We start from the raw sequence: 3,773 nt of genomic DNA on the forward strand, positions 1-3,773 counted from the left end.
CCGACCAGGTCGTCACGCCCGCGGCGCCCGGCCTGCGGCCCGAGGTCGCCGCGGCGATCCGGCGCACCGACGGCGTCACGGCGGCCACCGGGGTCGTGCACAGCACGCTCTTCACCCGCCAGGGCGGCGGCATCACCGACCTCCCGGCGCAGGGCGTCGACCCGGAAGGCCTCGACCGGACCCTGGACCTGGACGTGACCGGCGGCGACCTGGCCGCCTTGCGGGGCGACACGATCGCCCTGGACGCCCTCACCGCCCAGTCGATGCACCTTCGGGTCGGCGGCCGCTTCCACGGCTGGTTCGGCGACGGTGCGCCGGTGACCCTCCGTGTCGTCGCGATCTACACACGGGGCCTGGGTTTCGCCGCGCTGACGCTTCCGCACGACACGCTCGCGCCGCACACCGGCTCGGGGCTGGACGACGCGGTGTTCGTCGCGACCACGGGTCCGCACGCGGACGCGGCGCTCCGCGCCGAGCTGGACGCCGTGGCGCCGGGCTCCTCGGTCGTGAGCCGCGACGCCTTCCAGGTCGGCCTCGACCGGAACCTGGAGGAGAACGCCTGGACGAACAAGGTGGTCACCGCCGTACTGCTGATCTACGTGGTGATCGCGGCGGTGAACACCCTGGCCATGTACGCGCTGGGCCGCCGCCGGGAGTTCGCGGTGCTGCGCCTGTCCGGGACGACGCGTACGCAGGTGATGCGCATGGTCCGGCTGGAGCAGGTCCTGCTGCTGGGGCTGGCGCTGGTGGTCGGCGCGGCGATCGCCGCGGGAACCCTGATCCCCATGGTCAAGGGCATCACGGGCTCCGCGGCGCCGTACATCCCGCCCGGCGGGTGGATCGCGGTGATCGGCGGTGTCGTGCTGATCGGTGTCGTGGCGACCGTCCTGCCGGCCCGGCGGGTCCTGCGCACCCGCCCCGTCGACGGGATCGGCCTCCGTGAGTAGCAGGAGGAGCCGCTCCCTCCGACCTCCGCATGAGCCGTCCCCCTCCGGGGGGACCCCCGATGAGTCCCCGCGGGCGACGCGCGAAGGCGCCCGCACGCCTAACGTAAGAAGAAGCAGGTCATCCTGAGGAGGAAGACGACATGAACGGTCTTTACCGCCCGCGCCAGGGCCGCGTCATCGGTGGCGTGTGCGCCGGACTCGCCCGCCGGTTCGGCCTCGGCGCCTGGACCGTACGGCTGCTCGCGATCATCTCCTGCGTGCTGCCCGGCCCGCAGTTCCTCGTCTACATCGCGCTATGGATCATGATGCCCGACGAGCGCAGGTACACCGCCTCGCACCCGACGATGTGATCAGAGGCGCTCGACGGTCTCCGACGGCGGCAGCACGCCGCGGGTGTCCAGCACCAGCGCCGCGCGCGTCGCGACGAGTGACAGGTCGAAGGACCGGTGCGGCTGGAGCAGGATCGCCAGGTCGGCGGCGTCGAGCGCCTTCTCCAGATCGTGGACCCGCCGCACGGGCACCCCGTCGGCCGCCCAGTCGTCGATGAGCGGGTCGTGGTAACTCACTCTGGCCCGCGCGGCGTGCAGCCGCCGGGCGAGGGGCTCGGCCGGCGACTCGCGGCCGTCGGCGATGTCGGGCTTGTACGTCACGCCGAGCAGCACCACGTCGGCGCCGTTGGCGCAGCGGCCGTGCCGGTGCAGCAGGCGCGTGGCCCGCTCGGCGACGTACGCCGGCATCCGGTCGTTGACCTGCTGGGCGAGCTCGGCGAACTGGAACTGCCGCCCCAGGCGCCGCACCCGGTGCGACAGGTAGCTGGGGTCGATCGGGATGCAGTGCCCGCCCACCCCGGGGCCGGGCCGGAACGGCTGGTAGCCGAACGGCTTGGTGGCCGCCGCCGAGATCGTGTCCCACACGTCGATCGACAGCTCGTCGCACAGGACGGCGATCTCGTTGACGAGCGCGATGTTGACCTGCCGGTAGGTGTTCTCCAGCAGCTTGGCCATCTCGGCCTCGCGGGTGCCGCGCACCGGCACGACCTGCTCCACGAGCTTGCCGTAGAACGCCATGGCGCGGTCGAGGCACGCACTCGTCACGCCGCCGACGATCTTCGGTGTGTTGCGCAGGTCGTAGACCGGGTTGCCGGGATCGATCCGCTCGGGGGAGTAGGCCAGGTGGAAGTCGATCCCCGCGGACAGGCCGCTCTTCTCCAGCAGCGGGCGCAGGACCTCCTCGGTCGTGCCCGGCCACGTGGTCGACTCCAGGACGACCAGGGTCTCCGGGCCGAGCCGGTCCGCGACCATGCGGCCGGCCTCGATCACCGCGCCCAGGTCCGGCCGGCGATCCTCGTCCAGCGGCGTGGGCACGCAGATCACCACCGTGTCGGCGGCGGCCAGCACGCGGTCGTCCGAAGTGGCGTGGAACCCCTGGGCGAGCAGCGTCGTGACTTCGCCGTCGGAGATGTCGTCCACGTGGGAGATCCCCGCGTTGAGCCGGGCGATCCGGCCGGGGTCGACGTCGAGCCCGGCGACCCGCATCCCATTGCGCATCGCCTCGCGGACGAGCGGCATTCCCACGTAGCCAAGACCGACGACGACGAGGTCCCATTCGACGAGCCGATCGTCCCGTGACTGATCCATGATGTGTCCCCCGGTTGCACGAGTTGCCATGAGTTGAAGCGGACTGAGACGAGCGCGCCGGTCAGGGCACGGCCGCGTACACCGGACGCCCGCGGAACCAGGCCACCGTCCGCCGGAGTCCCTCCTCCAGGGGCACGGCCGTGGCGGCGGGAAAGAGCCGCCGGAGCCGTTCGTCCGAGGCCTGGGAGTCACGGACGTCGCCCGCACGCGGAGGGCCGTGCCGCACCTCGACGGGCGTGCCCAGCACCGCGGACAGCCGGTGGGTCAGCTCCAGCACCGACACCCGCGTGCCGAACGCCAGGTTCACCGGCTCGTCGCTCGTGACCCGCCGCAGGACGGCGTCGGCGAGCACCCCGGTCACCGTCCCGACGAAGGTGAAGTCACGCGTCTGGTACCCGTCCCCGTGGACGAGGAGGGGCGCGCCGCGCATCGCCGCGTCGACGAACGTCGGCACGACGGCGGCGTACGCGTGCCCGGCCGGCTGCAGCGGGCCGTACACGTTGAAGAACCGGAAGGCCAGCGACGGCAGCCCGAAGCTCGTCCCGTACGCCAGGACGTACGCCTCGGTCGCGAGCTTGCTGGCCCCGTACGGGCTGAGCGGTCGTGTCGGCAGTTCCTCGTGCTTGGGCAGTGACGCGACCGAGCCGTACACCGAGGAGGACGAGGCGGCCACCACATGGACCGCCTCGCGACGGCAGGCCTCCAGGACGCGGACCGTCCCGGTGGCGTTGACGTCGTGGCTGGCCAGCGGGTCGGCGAGCGACCGGGGGACCGACGGGCGAGCGGCCAGGTGCACGACGGAGTCGGCCTCGGCCACGAGCCGGGAGAGCACGGCGGCGTCGAGGATGCTGCCCTCGACCAGTTCGGCGCCGGTGCCGTCGAGGTTGTCGGCGTGGCCGGTGCTCAGGTCGTCGAGCGCGACCACCCGGTCGACCTCGGGCCGGCACATGAGCTCGCGGCACAGGTTGGCGCCGATGAACCCGGCGCCCCCGGTGACAAGGACCTTCATCGGGCCCCCTCCTTCTGTCGTATGGGCCACCAGCCCCGTTCCTCGGCGATGGACCCGTAGATCCCGGTGATGTCGGCGACGAGGCGCTCGGCGCCGAACCGCTGGGTGGCCCACGCCCGCGCCCGGCGGCCCATCTCGCGGCGCCGGGGGTCGTCCAGGAGCAGGCCCGCCGCCCGGCGG

4 protein-coding genes and 1 pseudogene are annotated in these 3,773 nt (G+C 72.8%); 2 read left to right on the forward strand and 3 right to left on the reverse strand.

Features of this window, described 5'->3' with window-relative positions; genetic code table 11:
• A partial coding sequence (locus ACFFNX_RS44655) for an ABC transporter permease (RefSeq protein WP_378212335.1) occupies window positions 1–947 on the forward strand: 947 nt, incomplete at its 5' end.
• Window positions 948–1,087: 140 nt separating this feature from the next.
• The gene (locus tag ACFFNX_RS44660) at window positions 1,088–1,297 is read left to right on the forward strand and encodes a PspC domain-containing protein (RefSeq protein ID WP_378212336.1); all 210 of its coding nucleotides are present in this window, start codon (window positions 1,088–1,090) and stop codon (window positions 1,295–1,297) included.
• On the opposite strand, the gene ACFFNX_RS44665 is transcribed toward ACFFNX_RS44660, so the two are convergent.
• From ACFFNX_RS44665 to ACFFNX_RS44675, 3 genes and pseudogenes are all read right to left on the reverse strand, one after another.
• A complete protein-coding gene (locus ACFFNX_RS44665) occupies window positions 1,298–2,584 on the reverse strand; it encodes a nucleotide sugar dehydrogenase (RefSeq protein ID WP_378212337.1) in 1,287 nt (428 codons plus the stop codon).
• Window positions 2,585–2,645: 61 nt separating this feature from the next.
• The gene (locus ACFFNX_RS44670; protein WP_378212338.1) at window positions 2,646–3,593 is read right to left on the reverse strand and encodes an NAD-dependent epimerase/dehydratase family protein; all 948 of its coding nucleotides are present in this window, start codon (window positions 3,591–3,593) and stop codon (window positions 2,646–2,648) included.
• A pseudogene (locus ACFFNX_RS44675) lies at window positions 3,590–3,773 on the reverse strand (hypothetical protein); the annotation flags it as partial. The gene ACFFNX_RS44670 and the pseudogene ACFFNX_RS44675, both read right to left, overlap by 4 nt.

It is taken from the genome of Actinoallomurus acaciae (assembly GCF_042429965.1).
Classification (GTDB): domain Bacteria; phylum Actinomycetota; class Actinomycetes; order Streptosporangiales; family Streptosporangiaceae; genus Actinoallomurus; species Actinoallomurus acaciae.